Raw genomic sequence first — 14,260 nt, 5'->3', positions numbered from 1 at the left:
GGGGAGGGGCGGTGGAGTTTCTCGGATCACAGCCAGCCTTTCTTCTTGACGTCGGCGAGCGTCTGATCGAGCGACTTGCGGGTGAGTTCCATGAACTCGTCCACATGCGCGGTGGTCCAGATCAGCGGCGGCGAGAGCAGCATGGTGTCGCGCGTCGCGCGCATCACCAGGCCATTGGCGAAGCAATGGTCGCGGCAGAGGGTGCCGACCTCGCCGATGGGGTTGAAGAATTTCCGCTTGGCTTTGTCCTTCACCAGCTCGATCGCGCCGATGAACCCCAGCGAGCGCACCTCGCCGACGAGCGGATGGTCCTTCAATTCGTTCAGCCGCTTGGCCAGATAAGGCCCGGTCTCGTTATGGACGCGGGTCACCAGACCCTCGTCGCGCATGATGCGGATGTTCTCCATCGCGACGGCGCAGGAGACCGGATGGCCGGAATAGGTGTAGCCGTGATTGAACTCGCCACCCTTGTCGCCGGCGATGACATCAGCCACGCGCTTGCCGACCATGACCGCCGAGAGCGGCAGATAGCCCGAGGTCAGGCCCTTGGCCAGCGTCATGAAATCCGGCTCGATCTTGAAATGCTCCGAGGCGAACCAGTAGCCGGTGCGCCCGAAGCCGCAGATCACCTCGTCCGCGATCACCAGCAGGTCATACTGCTTGCAGATGCGCTGGATCTCCGGCCAGTAGGTGTCGGGCGGAATGATGACGCCGCCGGCACCCTGGATCGGCTCGCCGACGAAGGCCGCGCAATTCTCCGGCCCGAGCTCCAGGATCTTGTCCTCGAGCGCCTTGGCCGCCTTGCGGCCGAACTCGGCCGGCGTCAGGTCGCCGCCCTCGCCGTACCAGTAGGGCTGCTGGATATGCACGAAGCCCGGCAGCGGCAGGTCGGCGATGGCGTGCATATAGCTCATGCCGCCCATCGAGGCCGCCACCATGGTCGAGCCGTGATAGCCGTTATGCCGGCCGATGATGGTCTTCTTGGTCTTCTTGCCCATCAGGTTCCAGTAATGGCGCGCCATGCGGGCGATGGTGTCGTTCGCGTCCGAGCCCGACAGGCCATAGAACACGCGATCGAGGCCCTTCGGCGTCATGTCCGCCAGGATCTTGGAGAGCTCGGCCGCGGGCGGGGTCGTGGTCTTGAAGAAGGTGTTGTAGTAGGGCAGCTCGATCATCTGGTCATAGGCGACCTTGGCGAGCTCCTTGCGCCCATAACCGAGATTGACGCACCAGAGGCCGGCGAAGGCGTCGAGCAGGCGGCGGCCGTCCGAATCATAAAGATGCGTGCCTTCCGCGCGCGCGATGACGCGCACGCCCTGGCCGGGCAGCGCATGCTGGTCGGTGAAAGGATGAAGATGATGGGCCAGATCCTGCGCCTGCCATTCGGCGGTGGAGTTGCGGCGTGCGGTCTGCGACATGGAGCGATTCCTTCCGAGTAAAATCTTTTTGCTGGCATAGGGGAGAGGGCCGCCGCCTGCGAGTGAAGCAAGGGCAGGGCGCGGCCGGAAGCCGGAAGACCGGTCTAATGCTTTATGGATTGAAGCCGATGCGGGCGCAGAGGATGAGCAGCTCCGTCTGCCGCGAGCGCACGGTGTCTTCACCGGTGCGGCTCGGCCTGACGGAGCGGGCGCCCGATCGGCCCTCGGGGCCGATCGGCCCCACCGAGGGGCGGATCGTTTCCTGCATCATCGGACGCGAAACCTAGCACGAGGCCGGGTGCGGCGGGAAGCAGGCCCGATGCGCCGGGCCATGCGCGCCTTGCGGGGCTCGCCATGCTATAAGCGCAGCGTTTGGAGATCGGACGAGTTCGCAAAGGTCGTCAGCATCATGGAAACCCTGAGGATCTTCCTCGAGGGGCTGGGTATTTTGTCCATCGTCGCGGCCCTGGCCTGCGCCGGCCCGACCTTCGTCTTTTCCGGCCTGCGCAGTCTCGGCTCCGGCGCGAGCCGGGGTCTGCGGCCGGCGGCGGTCGTCGTGATCGGCGGCCTCGCGGGGGTCGGGATCCTTCTATTCTGGGCGGGACGCTCGCTGTGAGCGCCGCCATCACAAGCGCGGCGAAGCGATGAAATCGGCGTTCGGTCTTCTGATGATGATCCTCGGCATCCTGTCGGGCGGTGCGGCCCTGGTCTGCATTGCCATCGTCGCCGTCTTCTCCGACATGCGAACCTTGGGCGCGGGCGGCAGCGGCGGGGCCACCAGCGATGCGGTGGCGATCATCGCCGGATTTGCGACGGCAGCCCTGTTGCTGTGGTTTGGCGGTCGGTCCATGCGCCGTTCGGCAGCCGCCGAATCGCGATCCAACCCCTGAAAGTTGTGATAGCCTGATCCGGTGCACTCCTTTTTCGCGAGTGGCCGGGACGGATATGAAGCTCATCTCCGACGCCTATCTCGAGCAGAATCGAAAGCTGCATGAACAGGGATCCTTCGGCATCAGCGGCCATCACTGGGCGGCCAGGATCGCGTCGCTGGCGGAGATGTTCCATTGCCATACGATCCTCGACTATGGCTGCGGCCGGCAGACGCTTCGCGACGCGCTCAAGGGCCGGGACTTCGAGGTTCGGGGATTCGATCCGGCCATTCCCGGCCTTGATGCACCGCCGGAGAAGGCGGACCTGGTCGCCTGCACCGATGTCCTCGAGCATATCGAGCCCGAATTTCTCGAGTCCGTGATCGCGGAGATCGCGCGCTGCGCCGCCAAGACGGTCTTCCTGGTGGTTCACACCGGCCCTGCGGTCAAGACACTGCCGGATGGACGCAATGCGCATCTGATCCAGCAGCCTTATGCATGGTGGCTGCCGAAGTTCGCGGCGCACTGGGAGCATTTTTCCGAGCGCGTGGGCGACAACGCCTTCTGGTATGCCGGCAAGGTCCGTCCCGCTTGAGAGTCCGTGAATGCGAAAGGGCCGCATCGGTTGACGATGCGGCCCTTTCTGCTTGCGGAAGTGAGGACGCCGATCAGACGTTGAGCAGCAGATGCTCGCGTTCCCAGGAGCTGATGACCCGCGAATAGGCCTCGAGCTCCGACCGCTTCACGAAATCGACCGCCTGGCAGAAGCGCTCGCCCAGGATCGGCTTGACCTGGCGGCAGGCATTGAACCGGCTGAGCGCGTCGTAGAGCGTGCGCGGCAGGGTGTGGGCGAGGCGATAGGCGCTGCCCTCGACCTGCTTGCTGGGCTTGAGCCGCTCGATCATGCCGAGATAGCCGCAGGCGAGCGAGGCCGCGATCGCGATATAGGGATTGGCGTCGGCGCCGGCGAGCCGGTTCTCGATGCGCCGTCCGCTGGCGTTCGAGATCGGCACACGCAAGCCCACCGAGCGATTATCCACGCCCCAATGAACATTGATGGGCGCGTCGAGATAGGGTTGCAGGCGGCGATAGGAGTTCACATTGGGCGCCAGCAACGGCATCACCAGCGGCAGATAGCGCTGGAGGCCCGCGACATGGGAGCGGAACAGGGCGGAATCGCTGCCGTCGCGATGGGCGAAGAGATTGCGGCCGGTGCGCTTGTCCACCACCGACTGGTGGATATGCATCGAGCTGCCCGGTTCGTTGGCGAGCGGCTTCGCCATGAAGGTGGCATAGACATTGTGGCGCATGGCGGCGTGGCGGACCGTGCGCTTGAACAGGAACGCCTGGTCGGCGAGCCAGAGCGGGTCGCCATGATTGAAGTTGATCTCCATCTGCGCCGCGCCGGCCTCATGCGTCAGCGTGTCGATGTCGAGGCCCATGGTCTCGCAGAAATCGTAGACATCCTCGAAGATCGGATCGAACTCGTTGGTCGCATCGATGCCGTAGGATTGCCGGCCCGTCTCGGGGCGGCCGGAGGCACCGACCGGCGGCTGCAGCGGCAGATCGGGATCGGTGTTGACCTGGACCAGGAAGAATTCGAGCTCGGGCGCCACCACCGGCCGCCAGTTGCGCTCGCTATAGAGCTCGAGCACGCGCTTCAGCACATAGCGCGCGGCGATATCGACTGGCTTGTCCTCGGCGTAATAGGCGTCGTTGATGACCTGTGCCGTCGGCTCCTTGTACCAGGGGACCAGCGAGATCGTGTCCGGATCGGGACGCAGATAGACGTCGGGATCCTGATCCGTCGCCATCGAGCTCTCGTCATCGTCGGGATATTCGCCGGTGACGGTCTGGAGATAGACGCTCTCGGGCAGGCGCAGATTGCTGTCGCGCGTGCTTTTGATGAACTTTTTCGCGGGCAGGATCTTGCCGCGGGCAATGCCCGACATGTCGGCAACGAGGCATTCGACCTCGTCGATCTTGCGCTCGGCGAGAAACTCTTCCAATTGTTTCATGATACTACCGGATTGGCCGGAACTCGGCGGCCGCCAGGATGGCACGGGCCCTCACGCACTGGCAAGGCGCGGAATGAATAGGAAAATATACCGCCCCGAGGAGGCTTGACGCCGTGGCTTTCTGCCCTTTGCCTATGTCTCATCGGCGACAACGCGATCCTCATCGTTCATTCATCGAGCAGCGAGACCCTCTGCATGGCGACCCTCACGATTCTCCTGGCGCTTGCCGGCATCTGGACCGTCATCTTGCTGACGCCGGGGCCGATCCTGCTGATGACGGTGCGCTATGCAGTCGCGGGCCGGCGCATGGCGGCTTTCCAGATGGCGCTGGGCTCGGCCCTGGCGGAGGTGATCTGGGCGACCGGCGCGCTGATGGGGTTGCAGGCGATGCTTGCCGCGATGGCCTGGGTCTATGACGGGCTGCGCCTCGTCGGCGCGGCGCTTCTCATCGTCATTGGCATCCGCATGATCGTCGCGAGCTTCTGGCAGGGCGGGGCGCTCTCGTTGCCCGATGCCGGGATGGGAGCCGACCGCAATGCCTGCCGCTGGGGCTTCGCCACCGCCGCCGCCAATCCGAACGCCGTCGTCTTCTTCAGCGGACTGTTCCTGTCGCTGATGCCGGTCCATCCGTCGCTGTTCCTGCAGATCGCCGCCGTCGCCATGATCGGGATCCTGTCGCTGCTCTGCGACTTCGTCCTCGCCTGCGCCTTCTCGCATCCGATTGTGAGAGCGGCCTATGGCCGTGCGCGGCATTGGCTCGACCGGATTGCGGGCTGTATTTTGATAGCTGTGGGATTTAGGGTAGCTGTAACGCGTTAGACGGCAGATTCATTGGCGGAGAGGACGTGATTACATCGCCAGCAGGCGCACAGGAGAAGTTCACGGCATTGGAGCGAGCCGTGATGAAAGAAATCTGCGTGCGAGACTTGGCCCATGGTGCCGTTCTCGAAGCGCAGCTGGTTGGCGCAACTGTTGTAAGTCGAAAGAACACGGGAGCAGGGTTCTACACCGATTTTTCGGTGTCCAGGGCGGTCGCCCCTATAACCACGTCAGAGAAAATGATCGGCGAAGTCTGGGCCGAGATTAAAGGCTTCATGGACCCTATGACATTCTTGATCTTTATTGAAGATGGTTACGCCTGCTGTCTCGAGGGAGCTGCAGTACGCGACAGCACCGTCGATGTCGACTTAGGCGCGCTGAAGTTTGAGATTCTTCCGATTTGACTTTGAGGATCTTTGACGTCGTCAGAACGTGACCGCGTCGCTGGTCACGAGCTCGACGAAGGGGCCGCCGAGGGTCTTGTTGTGGTGCGCGATGATCTGGGCCGCCGGAAGGACCGGCGTGTCGAAAGTCGAATGCGCGTCGGAGACCAGGGCCACCTTGTAGCCCAGCGCGACCGCGGCGCGGCAGGCGGTATCGACGCAATATTCCGTCTGCAATCCGGCGATCACCAGCCGGTCGATGCCGGCGCGCATAAGCTGGGCGTGGAAGTCGGTGTCGTGGAAGGCGCCGACATGGCGCTTCTCGATGACCGGCTCGCCGGCTCGCGGCGCGACCATCGGGTGGTGCGCGAAGCCGGGCGTCCCCTTGGCGAGGCTGTCGCCTGGGCCGCCGTCATGCTGGACATGGAACACCGGCGTTCCAGAGGCCCGGGCGCGCTCGAGCAGGCCGGCAATGCGCCGCAGGATCGCGTCGCTGCGATAGGGCGGCGGCGTGTCCGCCAGCATGCCCGTCTGCATGTCGATGACCACCAGCGCCGTCGTCATGCCAATCTCCGTCGTGCGCGAGCCCCTGGCTCTTAGCTGAAGGCCTGGATGCCGGTCTGGGCGCGGCCGAGGATGAGGGCATGCACGTCATGCGTTCCCTCATAGGTGTTGACCGCCTCGAGGTTCATGACATGGCGGATGACATGGAACTCGTCCGAGATGCCGTTGCCGCCATGCATGTCGCGCGCGGTGCGGGCGATGTCGAGGGCCTTGCCGCAGGAATTGCGCTTGATGAGCGAGATCATCTCCGGTGCCGCCTTGCCCTCGTCCTTGAGCCGGCCCACGCGCAGGCAGGCCTGCAATCCCAAAGTGATCTCGGTCTGCATGTCGGCGAGCTTCTTCTGGATGAGCTGGTTGGCGGCGAGGGGACGCCCGAACTGCTGGCGGTTGAGCGTGTAGTTGCGCGCCGCATGCCAGCAGAACTCGGCGGCGCCGAGCGCGCCCCAGCCGATGCCGTAGCGCGCATTGTTGAGGCAGCCGAAGGGGCCCTTGAGGCCGCTGACATTGGGCAGCAGGTTTTCTTCCGGCACGAACACGTCCGCCATGACGATCTCGCCGGTGACCGAGGCGCGCAGCGAGAACTTGCCCTCGATCTTGGGCGTCGTCAGCCCCTTCATGCCGCGCTCGAGGACATAGCCGCGGATCTGGCCGCTGTCGTCCTTGGCCCAGACCACCATCACATCGGCGATCGGCGAATTGGTGATCCACATCTTGGCGCCCTTGAGCACAAAGCCGCCATCGACCTTCTTGGCGCGGGTGCGCATGCTGCCGGGATCGGAGCCGGCGTCGGGCTCGGTCAGGCCGAAGCAGCCGACGATCTCGCCCGTGGCCAGGCGCGGCAGATATTTCTGGCGCTGCGCTTCGGTGCCATAGGCGTGGATCGGATGCATCACCAGGCTCGACTGCACGCTCATCGCCGAGCGATAGCCGGAATCGACCCGCTCCACTTCGCGCGCCACCAGCCCATAGCTCACATAATTCACCCCGGCACAGCCATAGCCCTCGATGGTCGAGCCCAGCAGCCCGAGCGCACCCAGCTCGTTCATGATCTCGCGATCGAAGCGCTCATGGCGGTTCGCCTGGAGCACCCGCGGCATGAGTTTTTCCTGGCAGTAGGTGCGGGCCGTGTCGCGGATCAGCCGCTCCTCCTCGGTCAGCTGCTCGTCGAAGAACAGCGGATCCTCCCACTGGAATTCGGGGCGGTGGGACTTGGCGGAAGCGGATTTATGCGTGGCGCCAGCGGCGGTCATCGCGGGTCTCCTGCGACGGTTCGGATCGGATTTGAGCCGGTCTCTTACCATGAGTTGGCGCCCCTGCCCATGCGCCTGCAAGCGGAAAGGGGCGGGACTGTCCGGGGCTGCCGAAACCCTTGGTTATGAAGCCATAACCGCCGTCAGGCGGCGTCGGCCTGGCGGCGTCGCTCGCGATAGCGGCGGACCTTGGCGCGCGAGCCGCAGACCTCCATCTCGCACCAGCGCCGGCGATGGTTCTTGGTCAGGTCGAGAAAGACCCAGCCGCAATGGGCGCCCGGGCATTGCTTCACCTGCTCGTGCGCCGGCCCGGTGAGCAGCTCGGCGGCGGAGCGGGCGATCGGCCAGAGCGGCCGGTCGAGCGCCGGTTCGGCCTCGCTCCAATCCCAGGCGAAGCCCGAGGCCTCGGGGCGGATCGTGGCCTGGCTCATGGCCCGGGAGAGCTCTTGATTCAAAATCAGGAGAGCATCAGCCGGCGGGGTCGTGCGGTGGCCGAGGGCTTCCGCAGTCGCATAGATGGCCTCGCGCAAGTCCAACGCCCGGCGCAACACGCGGGCGGCGGCCGCACCTTGCAGGGCGGCAAGCTCCGACAGGCTCTGGCGCTGCGCCGGTGCGAGGAGCCCCGCATGTTCCGCCCAAACCAGCAGAAGGTCGTAGCTGCGCAGATGCTCCTGATGGCGCGGCGTGCCCCGCCCGCTGCTGGTATTGGCGAAGTTGAGACAGGCGATGCCGCCGATCAGCGCCAGACCGCCCGCGCGGCTCGGCGGTTCCTCGGCGGATTCCAAAAGAGGGATCGGGTTGCGTTGCATCGCTCTCTGATACCATCTAAACTAACTTCACTGGTAACATAACAGGGGCCGAAAAGCGAGCCCCGGGGCGCAAAGGGCGGGCGCTGGCAATGGAGCTGAGAAGCATCAGGCGCAACTCGGTCTGGGCGGCTCTGATCCTGTGGCCGCTGTTGACCATCTCGTTCCCCGATAACGCCCGGGCGCAAGCCGAGGGCACGGCCGCGACGCATTGCCAGGAGATGTTGCGCGCCTTCGACCGGTCGCCGCTCTCGGTCACGATCGAAACCGAAGACCATGGCCTGGGCGAGAGCACCGCCGTGCGCATCGATTGGAAGTCCGAGAAGGGCGCGGACAAGGACGGCTGGATCATTTGCTATTTCCTGCCGCGCCACAGCGAGGCCGACGCCTGGCAGATCCAGCAGCTCGATACCAGCCGCTACGGCACGATGAGCCGCTACGACATGCAGCAGCTCTACAAGCTGGAGCATCTCGAAGACCTGATCCCGGAGGACACCGCGCCGAAGGCACCGCCGACGCCGGAGGCCAAGGCGCTCTATTTCCTGCAGCAGGGCATCAATGCGATCTCGCTCGGCTGCGTCTATGCGCTGATCGCGCTGGGCTTCACGCTGGTCTACGGCATCACCCGCGCCATCAACTTCGCCTTCGGCGAGGTCTATATGATGGGCGCCTATTTCATTCTCCTGACCAACGCCGCCATGCTCTATGTGCTGGGCCAGACCGGCACCGGCGTGCTGCTATTGGTGTTCTGCTTCGGTCTTGTCGTCTCCGCGGCTTATGGCTGGGCCATGGAACGCACCGTGTTCCGGCCCTTGCGCAATGCCCCCTCGACCGTGCCGCTCATCGCGGCCATCGGTCTCTCCATCATCCTCAAGGAATCGGTGCGGCTGCTGCAGGGAGCCAAGACCCGCTATCTGCTGGTCGACCAGTTGCAGAGCTGGCCGCTCGTCACCGGCCACGGCTTCGACCTCTATCTCAACCAGGGCCACGCCATGGTCGGCGGCGCCACGATCGTCATCCTGGCCTTGCTTTGGTGGGTCAGCATGCGCACCCGGTTCGGCCGTCACCAGCGCGCCTGTGCGCAAGACCCGCGCATGGCGAAGCTCCTCGGCGTCGATGTCGACCGCACCATCGCCATCACCTTCATGATCGGCGGCACCCTGGCCGGGGCGGCCGGAATCTTCGCCGGCGCCCAATACGGCGTCATCAACTTCCACATGGGCACCTTGATGGGCTTCAAGGCGCTGACGGCCGCCCTGCTGGGCGGGATCGGCTCGCTGACCGGCGCGGTGATCGGCGGGCTGCTGATCGCGCTCACCGAGACACTCACCTCCGCCCTGGTCGGCGCGGCCTGGAAGGATATTGCCGTCTTCATCGTCCTGGTCCTGGTGCTCCTGCTGCGCCCTGGCGGGCTGATGGCGACCCTAAGGTCCAGGACGGCCGACGAACGGGTCTGAACATGATGTCATGTGATCTCGCGGCCGCCGGCGAACTGCGGTCTGTTAACGATCCGGGCGCCATGGCACTGTTGTTGCCGGCGTTCGGACGTCCCGCTGGCGATGGTTCCTGGCTGAGCCGCCAATCTTCAAAAACCCGCTTGCTGGCCTTCCCGGCGCTGGGCTATAGGGGTCGAAAGGCCAATCGCGGATCCAACCGCTGGCATAATGATCAAAACAGGGACTGGCTCGGTCACGAGCGTGAGGGGAGGCTTTCCGGCCAGGACGCGGGATTCTGCGTCCTCCAGCACTTATATCGGCGGCGGCGCCAGCCGCGCGCGTATGGCGCGTGGCCTGTTCGACTGCCACCGGCTGTTGCCGGTGTCTCCCTCGCGGGCCGTCTGCGGGGAAGCAGAATGGAATATTTCCTACAGCAGCTGATCAATGGACTTACGCTGGGCGGGGTCTACGGACTGATCGCGATCGGCTACACGATGGTGTACGGCATCATCGGCATGATCAATTTCGCCCATGGCGACATCTACATGATCGGCGCCTTCAACGCGCTGATCTGTTTCCTGGTCTTGGGTTATCTCGGCATCACCTGGGTGCCGCTGGCGATCCTGATCGTATTGATCGTCGCGGTCGCCTTGACGGCGGTCTATGGCTGGACCGTCGAGCGCATCGCCTACCGGCCCTTGCGCGGCTCGACAAGGCTTGCGCCGTTGATCTCGGCGATCGGCATGTCGATCTTCCTGCAGAATTTCGTGCTGCTGCTCCAGGGCGCGCGCGGCAAACCGCTGACGCCGCCGCCGATCTCCGGTGGGTTCACGCTCATGGAAGCCGATGGCTTCACGGTCGAGCTCAGCTATCTGCAGATCACCATCATGCTGATCACGGTGGCCCTGATGTTCGGCTTCACCATGCTCATCACCAAGACCTCGCTCGGGCGCCAGCAGCGCGCCTGCGAGCAGGACATGAAGATGGCCTCGCTCCTGGGCGTGAACATCAACCGCACCATCGCGACGACCTTCATCATCGGCGCGGCGCTCGCGGCCGTCGCCGGCCTGATGGTGACGCTCTATTACGGCGTCATCGATTTCTATATCGGCTTCGTCGCGGGCATCAAAGCCTTCACCGCGGCGGTGCTCGGCGGCATCGGCTCGATGCCGGGCGCCATGCTCGGCGGCCTCCTGATCGGCCTGATCGAGGTGTTCTGGTCCGCCTACTTCACGGTCGAATACAAGGACGTCGCGGCCTTCACCGTGCTGGTCATGGTGCTGATCTTCCGCCCGACGGGCCTGCTGGGCCGCCCGGAAATCGAGAAGGTCTGAGATCATGGCGGTAACGACCACCACTCCCGCTGGTCCCGATATGCAGGGGATATTGAAGAAGGCGGTCCTCGCGGCCGTCGTCACCTTCCTCCTGGCCTGCTCCATCGTCGGCATCGAGACGGTGAGCTCGACCGGCCAGCTCGTCTTCGTCACACGCTATTCCGAGGTCTTCATCGCGGTCCTCGGCGTCTTCTTCGGTTCGATGGCGATCAGCCTGATGCGCGCCGGCCATCCGATCCCGGCCCTGATCGGATCGGGCGTCGTCACGGCAGTTCTGGTCGTGGCCCTTCTGCTCGAGGAGAGCAGCGGCGTCGCGCATATGCTGCTGCCGTTCCAATCGGTCACCGTCGATTGGGGTGCGGCGATCGTGCCGGCGGTGATCTGCATCCGCGCCGCGCAGCTGGTGTTGAAAGCCCGCAACCGCGGCCGCGCGGTGGAGGAGAAACCCTCGATCGGCGCGCAGTTCGGCGCCGCGGTGCGCCGCTTCCTGCCGATCCTCGCCATCATCCTGATTGCCCTCGCGATCATGCTGCCCTGGCTGCCGATGGGCGCCTCGAAGCGCAAGGTGATCGACATCTGCACGCTGGTCCTGACCTACATCATGCTGGGCTGGGGCCTCAACATCGTGGTCGGCCTCGCCGGCCTGCTCGATCTGGGCTATGTCGCGTTCTACGCGGTCGGCGCCTACAGCTACTCGCTGTTCGCCGTCGATTTCGGCTGGAGCTTCTGGATGTGCTTGCCGATCGCCGGCATGCTCTCCGCTTCCTTCGGTCTGTTGCTGGGCTTCCCGGTCTTGCGCCTGCGCGGCGACTATCTGGCGATCGTGACACTGGGCTTCGGCGAAATGATCCGCATCATCCTGATCAACTGGTGGTGGGTGACCGGCGGCCCGAACGGCATCAACAAGGTCGCCCGGCCCTCCTTCTTCGGCTTCAGCTTCGAGCGGGTCGCACCCGATGGCGGCATGACGGTCTATGACCTGTTCAGCAAGCTGTTCGGCACCGAGTTCTCCTACAATCCCTATTGGCGCATCGTCTTCCTCTATTACCTCATCCTCGCCTGCGCCCTCGTCACCAACTTCTTCACCTTGCGAATCCGCAAGCTGCCGCTGGGTCGCGCCTGGGAGGCGTTGCGCGAGGACGAGACCGCCTGCCGCGCGCTCGGCATCAACCCGACCAACACCAAGCTCACGGCCTTCGCCTGCGGCGCCATGTTCGCCGGTTTCGCCGGCTCCTTCTTCGCCGCGCGCCAGGGCTTCGTCAGCCCCGAGAGCTTCGTCTTCATCGAATCCGCGGTCATCCTCGCGATCGTCGTGCTCGGCGGTCTCGGCAGCCAGGTCGGCATCGTGCTGGCGGCGGGCGTGCTGATCGGCCTGCCCGAGCTGTTCCGCGAGCTCAAGGATTACCGCATGCTGGCCTTCGGCATCGGCATGGTGCTGATCATGATCTGGCGGCCAGGTGGTCTCCTGGCCCATCGCGATCCGACCATCCGCCTGCACCCCAAGAATGCGGGCGGGGGAGGGAAGCAGCCATGAGTGCCAGCATGGTAACTCAAGCGGGGGCAACCCAAGGGGCGGCAACCCTGGCGGCGGTCGAGCCGCTGCTCCGGGTCGAGCATCTGACCATGCGCTTCGGCGGCCTGGTGGCGATCGACGATGTCTCGTTCGAGGCCAAGCCCGAGCAGATCACGGCGATCATCGGCCCGAACGGCGCCGGCAAGACCACGGTCTTCAATTGCCTGACCGGATTCTACAAGCCCACGGTCGGCAGGCTCACGCTGAACGCGCGCCATGGCCGTTTCCTGCTGGAGCAGATCGACGGCTTCCGCATCGCGCAGCGGGCGAAGGTGGCGCGCACCTTCCAGAACATCCGGCTCTTTCCCGGCATGTCGGTGCTGGAGAACCTGATCGTCGCACAGCACAACAAGCTGATGCGCGCCTCGGGTTTCAGCGTCGCGGCCTTGATCGGCGTCGGCGGCTACCGCCAGGCGGAGCGCAAGGCGGTCGAGCTGGCGCGCCATTGGCTCGAGAAAGCGCAGTTGATCGACCACGCCGACAAGCCGGCGGGCAGCCTGCCTTATGGCGGCCAGCGTCGGCTCGAGATTGCGCGTGCCATGTGTACGGAGCCGGTGATCCTCTGCCTCGACGAACCGGCGGCGGGCCTCAACGCGCATGAATCGCACGAGCTCAACGCGCTGCTGCTCTGGATCCGCGCCGAGTACAAGATCGGCGTCCTCCTGATCGAGCATGACATGAGCGTGGTGATGGGAATTTCAGACCATATCGTCGTGCTCGATTACGGCCGCAAGATCGCCGATGGCACGCCCGAGCAGATCCGTAAGGACCCGGCCGTCATTCGCGCCTATCTCGGCGAAGCCGAAGACGACGAACTGCCGCCCGAAGTCGCGGCCGATCTCGGGCTCAAGAAGTGAGGGCCCGGCCATGAGCGACACTCTGACGAAGCCCGCGCCCGCTGCGGCGCCCGCCGGCGCCATGATGCTGCAGATCCGCGACGTCCATACCTTCTACGGCCAGATCGAAGCCCTGAAGGGCATCGATATGGACGTGCGGCAAGGCGAGATCGTGACCTTGATCGGCGCCAACGGGGCCGGTAAATCGACCCTGCTGATGACGATCTGCGGCACGCCCGCGGCGCGCGAAGGCCAGGTCATTTTCGAAGGGCAGGACATCACCAAGCTGCCGACCTTCCAGATCATGCGGCTCGGCATCGCGCAGTCGCCCGAAGGCCGGCGGATCTTCGCGCGCATGACGGTGATGGAGAACCTCCAGATGGGGGCGATCACCGCCGACGAGAGCAAGTTCGCCGAGGATCTCGAGCGCATCTTCGCGCTGTTCCCGATCCTGAAGAAGCGCCAGTCGCAGCGCGGCGGCACGCTGTCGGGCGGCGAGCAGCAGATGCTGGCGATCGGTCGCGCCTTGATGAGCCGGCCGCGTTTGCTGCTGTTGGACGAGCCCTCGCTGGGCTTGGCGCCGCTGATCGTGCGCCAGATCTTCGAGGTGATTCGCGACATCAACCGGACCCAGGGCATGACCGTGTTCCTGGTGGAGCAGAACGCCTACCATGCGCTGCGTCTCGCGCATCGCGGCTACGTGATGGTGAACGGCGAGATCACCATGTCGGGCAGCGGGCGCGAATTGCTGGCCAATACCGAGGTGCGCGCCGCCTATCTCGAAGGCGGACACTGAGAGCGAGGGAACAGGCAGATGGAATTCATCCTCGGCGAATCCATTCCGGTCTTCATCGGGCTGACGATCATCCTCTTCGGCGGCGCCTCCTTCATGATGGGACAGGCGCTGGGCGAGACCTGGCGGCCGGCCTGGCAGAATGTCGTCTATGGCATGCT

At 64.8% G+C, this 14,260-nt stretch carries 17 protein-coding genes; 12 read left to right on the top strand and 5 right to left on the bottom strand.

Annotation, left to right across the window (positions count from 1 at the left end):
- Nucleotides 1-26: 26 nt before the first annotated feature.
- Entirely contained in the window at nucleotides 27-1,418 is a 1,392-nt protein-coding gene (locus ACREE8_RS02005) for an aspartate aminotransferase family protein (protein WP_431571300.1), read from the bottom strand.
- A gap of 143 nt (nucleotides 1,419-1,561) precedes the next feature.
- On the opposite strand from ACREE8_RS02005, the gene ACREE8_RS02000 reads away from it, so the two are divergent.
- From ACREE8_RS02000 to ACREE8_RS01985, 4 genes are all read left to right on the top strand, one after another.
- Nucleotides 1,562-1,705 (top strand): hypothetical protein, encoded by a 144-nt coding sequence (locus tag ACREE8_RS02000; RefSeq protein ID WP_431571299.1) that lies wholly within the window; start codon nucleotides 1,562-1,564, stop codon nucleotides 1,703-1,705.
- A 122-nt stretch (nucleotides 1,706-1,827) separates the two neighbouring features.
- Nucleotides 1,828-2,034 (top strand): hypothetical protein, encoded by a 207-nt coding sequence (locus ACREE8_RS01995; RefSeq protein ID WP_431571298.1) that lies wholly within the window; start codon nucleotides 1,828-1,830, stop codon nucleotides 2,032-2,034.
- A 28-nt stretch (nucleotides 2,035-2,062) separates the two neighbouring features.
- On the top strand, nucleotides 2,063-2,308 hold the full coding sequence (locus ACREE8_RS01990; RefSeq protein WP_431571297.1) for a hypothetical protein: 246 nt from the start codon (nucleotides 2,063-2,065) through the stop codon (nucleotides 2,306-2,308).
- Between the two features lie 55 nt (nucleotides 2,309-2,363).
- Nucleotides 2,364-2,882, top strand: coding sequence for a class I SAM-dependent methyltransferase (locus ACREE8_RS01985; protein ID WP_431571296.1), 519 nt, complete (start codon nucleotides 2,364-2,366; stop codon nucleotides 2,880-2,882).
- Between the two features lie 73 nt (nucleotides 2,883-2,955).
- On the opposite strand, the gene ACREE8_RS01980 is transcribed toward ACREE8_RS01985, so the two are convergent.
- Nucleotides 2,956-4,305: a glutamine synthetase family protein gene (locus tag ACREE8_RS01980; RefSeq protein WP_431571295.1), complete on the bottom strand. Its 1,350-nt coding sequence runs from the start codon at nucleotides 4,303-4,305 to the stop codon at nucleotides 2,956-2,958.
- Between the two features lie 195 nt (nucleotides 4,306-4,500).
- Between ACREE8_RS01980 and ACREE8_RS01975 the strand changes: the two genes are divergently transcribed.
- On the top strand, nucleotides 4,501-5,124 hold the full coding sequence (locus ACREE8_RS01975; protein ID WP_431571294.1) for a LysE family translocator: 624 nt from the start codon (nucleotides 4,501-4,503) through the stop codon (nucleotides 5,122-5,124).
- Between the two features lie 26 nt (nucleotides 5,125-5,150).
- A complete protein-coding gene (locus ACREE8_RS01970) occupies nucleotides 5,151-5,528 on the top strand; it encodes a hypothetical protein (protein ID WP_431571293.1) in 378 nt (125 codons plus the stop codon).
- Between the two features lie 21 nt (nucleotides 5,529-5,549).
- Here ACREE8_RS01970 and ACREE8_RS01965 read toward each other — a convergent pair whose 3' ends face one another.
- From ACREE8_RS01965 to ACREE8_RS01955, 3 genes are all read right to left on the bottom strand, one after another.
- Nucleotides 5,550-6,071 carry a cysteine hydrolase family protein gene (locus tag ACREE8_RS01965; RefSeq protein ID WP_431571292.1) on the bottom strand — a complete coding sequence of 174 codons (522 nt, stop codon included), beginning with the start codon at nucleotides 6,069-6,071 and terminating at the stop codon, nucleotides 5,550-5,552.
- 32 nt (nucleotides 6,072-6,103) lie between these two features.
- A complete protein-coding gene (locus ACREE8_RS01960) occupies nucleotides 6,104-7,321 on the bottom strand; it encodes an acyl-CoA dehydrogenase (RefSeq protein WP_431571291.1) in 1,218 nt (405 codons plus the stop codon).
- A gap of 143 nt (nucleotides 7,322-7,464) precedes the next feature.
- Entirely contained in the window at nucleotides 7,465-8,130 is a 666-nt protein-coding gene (locus tag ACREE8_RS01955; RefSeq protein ID WP_431571290.1) for a CGNR zinc finger domain-containing protein, read from the bottom strand.
- A gap of 89 nt (nucleotides 8,131-8,219) precedes the next feature.
- Between ACREE8_RS01955 and ACREE8_RS01950 the strand changes: the two genes are divergently transcribed.
- The 6 genes from ACREE8_RS01950 to ACREE8_RS01925 form a co-directional block, all read left to right on the top strand.
- Nucleotides 8,220-9,584: a branched-chain amino acid ABC transporter permease gene (locus ACREE8_RS01950; protein WP_431571289.1), complete on the top strand. Its 1,365-nt coding sequence runs from the start codon at nucleotides 8,220-8,222 to the stop codon at nucleotides 9,582-9,584.
- 395 nt (nucleotides 9,585-9,979) lie between these two features.
- Nucleotides 9,980-10,897 (top strand): ABC transporter permease subunit, encoded by a 918-nt coding sequence (locus ACREE8_RS01945; RefSeq protein WP_431571288.1) that lies wholly within the window; start codon nucleotides 9,980-9,982, stop codon nucleotides 10,895-10,897.
- Nucleotides 10,898-10,901: 4 nt separating this feature from the next.
- Nucleotides 10,902-12,431: a high-affinity branched-chain amino acid ABC transporter permease LivM gene (gene livM, locus ACREE8_RS01940; protein WP_431571287.1), complete on the top strand. Its 1,530-nt coding sequence runs from the start codon at nucleotides 10,902-10,904 to the stop codon at nucleotides 12,429-12,431.
- A gap of 8 nt (nucleotides 12,432-12,439) precedes the next feature.
- Nucleotides 12,440-13,327 (top strand): ABC transporter ATP-binding protein, encoded by an 888-nt coding sequence (locus tag ACREE8_RS01935; RefSeq protein ID WP_431571303.1) that lies wholly within the window; start codon nucleotides 12,440-12,442, stop codon nucleotides 13,325-13,327.
- 64 nt (nucleotides 13,328-13,391) lie between these two features.
- Nucleotides 13,392-14,102 (top strand): ABC transporter ATP-binding protein, encoded by a 711-nt coding sequence (locus ACREE8_RS01930; RefSeq protein ID WP_431571302.1) that lies wholly within the window; start codon nucleotides 13,392-13,394, stop codon nucleotides 14,100-14,102.
- Nucleotides 14,103-14,120: 18 nt separating this feature from the next.
- Nucleotides 14,121-14,260, top strand: a 140-nt coding sequence (locus ACREE8_RS01925; RefSeq protein WP_431571301.1) for a DUF6867 family protein, incomplete at its 3' end; no start/stop codon positions are given.

This window comes from Hypericibacter sp. (genome assembly GCF_050729195.1).
GTDB lineage: Bacteria > Pseudomonadota > Alphaproteobacteria > Dongiales > Dongiaceae > Hypericibacter.
Note: the sequence above shows the minus strand (reverse complement) of the source record. Positions and strands in the feature narration are given on the sequence as shown.

Bases quoted from the DNA above. Each gene is read 5' to 3' on its own strand.
- ACREE8_RS02005 (WP_431571300.1), bottom strand. From the start codon at position 1,418: ATGTCGCAGACCGCACGCCGCAACTCCACCGCCGAATGGCAGGCGCAG.
- ACREE8_RS02000 (WP_431571299.1), top strand. From the start codon at position 1,562: ATGAGCAGCTCCGTCTGCCGCGAGCGCACGGTGTCTTCACCGGTGCGG.
- ACREE8_RS01995 (WP_431571298.1), top strand. From the start codon at position 1,828: ATGGAAACCCTGAGGATCTTCCTCGAGGGGCTGGGTATTTTGTCCATC.
- ACREE8_RS01990 (WP_431571297.1), top strand. From the start codon at position 2,063: ATGAAATCGGCGTTCGGTCTTCTGATGATGATCCTCGGCATCCTGTCG.
- ACREE8_RS01985 (WP_431571296.1), top strand. From the start codon at position 2,364: ATGAAGCTCATCTCCGACGCCTATCTCGAGCAGAATCGAAAGCTGCAT.
- ACREE8_RS01980 (WP_431571295.1), bottom strand. From the start codon at position 4,305: ATGAAACAATTGGAAGAGTTTCTCGCCGAGCGCAAGATCGACGAGGTC.
- ACREE8_RS01975 (WP_431571294.1), top strand. From the start codon at position 4,501: ATGGCGACCCTCACGATTCTCCTGGCGCTTGCCGGCATCTGGACCGTC.
- ACREE8_RS01965 (WP_431571292.1), bottom strand. From the start codon at position 6,071: ATGACGACGGCGCTGGTGGTCATCGACATGCAGACGGGCATGCTGGCG.
- ACREE8_RS01960 (WP_431571291.1), bottom strand. From the start codon at position 7,321: ATGACCGCCGCTGGCGCCACGCATAAATCCGCTTCCGCCAAGTCCCAC.
- ACREE8_RS01955 (WP_431571290.1), bottom strand. From the start codon at position 8,130: ATGCAACGCAACCCGATCCCTCTTTTGGAATCCGCCGAGGAACCGCCG.
- ACREE8_RS01950 (WP_431571289.1), top strand. From the start codon at position 8,220: ATGGAGCTGAGAAGCATCAGGCGCAACTCGGTCTGGGCGGCTCTGATC.
- ACREE8_RS01945 (WP_431571288.1), top strand. From the start codon at position 9,980: ATGGAATATTTCCTACAGCAGCTGATCAATGGACTTACGCTGGGCGGG.
- livM (WP_431571287.1), top strand. From the start codon at position 10,902: ATGGCGGTAACGACCACCACTCCCGCTGGTCCCGATATGCAGGGGATA.
- ACREE8_RS01935 (WP_431571303.1), top strand. From the start codon at position 12,440: ATGGTAACTCAAGCGGGGGCAACCCAAGGGGCGGCAACCCTGGCGGCG.
- ACREE8_RS01930 (WP_431571302.1), top strand. From the start codon at position 13,392: ATGCTGCAGATCCGCGACGTCCATACCTTCTACGGCCAGATCGAAGCC.